Consider the following 259-nt stretch of genomic DNA (forward strand, 5'->3'; position numbering starts at 1 on the left):
GGAGAATACGGATCCAGTTTGTGAGGGAGATAAGATTTATACGTTTACTTATACAGATTGTGCGGGCAATGTTTCGGTATATACCTATACTTATACAATTGACTTATTAGCCTTTACTTTACCAGCAAATGGATTTATGACAGTAACGGGTATAGGCGATGTTGTAACACCTACACCACCTACAGTTGTGGATAATTGTGGAGTTACTTTAGCAACACCTACGCCAGATGTTTCATTAACACCGGCATGTAATGGTTCA

General features: G+C 39.0%; 1 protein-coding gene. It reads left to right on the forward strand.

The window, feature by feature from the left end:
• On the forward strand, window positions 1-259 hold a 259-nt coding region (locus RM519_RS13980; RefSeq protein ID WP_311594444.1), incomplete at both ends, for an HYR-like domain-containing protein.

Origin of the sequence: Urechidicola vernalis (assembly GCF_031846385.1) — a bacterium.
In the GTDB taxonomy this organism is placed as follows: Bacteria; Bacteroidota; Bacteroidia; order Flavobacteriales; family Flavobacteriaceae; genus Urechidicola; species Urechidicola vernalis.